Annotated in this window: 1 protein-coding gene; it reads right to left on the bottom strand. The window is 51.4% G+C overall.

Annotation, left to right across the window (positions count from 1 at the left end; genetic code table 11):
• Nucleotides 1-352: 352 nt before the first annotated feature.
• The coding region (locus BDE01S_RS10795; RefSeq protein ID WP_174520390.1) for a YadA family autotransporter adhesin at nucleotides 353-884 on the bottom strand (532 nt) is incomplete at its 5' end.

Here is an 884-nt window from a genome sequence, read left to right as displayed (position 1 = left end):
GCCAACGCCGTAGCAGAAATGAGTTTCTTCGACTATAGCTGTAGGACGGGCATCCCTGCCCGTCGCTCATTCAGAGAATGAGATAAACTTTTATCGAGCCATTTTCTTTGTCTTGCGGCAAAGCGACGGGCAGGGATGCCCGTCCTACGCCTGCTAAAAAATATAGTCATTTATAGTCGTTCCACTTTAGATTTATACAGCGTTGCATCGCCTTGTTAGCGACATGCCTACAAAGCAAACTAAGAAACTGAAGCAGTTGTACGCCATACACAAAGCAAAACCCAAAAAGCAAATAAAAAAACAGGGCGTTAACCGCCCTGTTTTATTCTGACTGAACCTCAGTCCGGCTTGATTACCATTGATACAACGCACCCGCGCCGACACCGACGTCACCGTTGGTATTGGTCGAGAAGTTACCTTTGATAATCCAGTTACCGCCGTCGCTCATAGATGACACGCCGATGGCCATGGCAGATTCACCGCCGTAGTAACCGCCGCCGACACCCAAGCCGGTTGCGCCCGGACGGGTTACTTGCGGGATGGAGCTTTGTGCAATCGCGCCAGCTACACCTGCGTAGGCTTTCTTACCGACATTATTAATGTCGTTTCTCAGATTGCCCAAGCCTTGGTTCAGCTGGTTGACATTCACAGCATCAGTACCGTTGATGCCAGGGGCAACATTGGTAATGCGCGCAGGCTCGCCACCGTTCGGGTTAATCACGATGTGACGTACGCCGTTTTCATCCGGATCGGTCGCACCGATGGTCGGGCCGGTATCGCCGCCTACCTGTACCGTTTCCACGCTGATTTTGTCGCTCAGGGCATAGGTTACTTTGCCGTTTTCTTGAGCAACAGTCAGGTTCTTACCGGCAGCCATGTCAACA

It is taken from the genome of Bergeriella denitrificans NBRC 102155 (assembly GCF_001592185.1).
In the GTDB taxonomy this organism is placed as follows: Bacteria; Pseudomonadota; Gammaproteobacteria; order Burkholderiales; family Neisseriaceae; genus Neisseria; species Neisseria denitrificans.
This window is presented reverse-complemented; position numbering and strand designations above follow the sequence as displayed.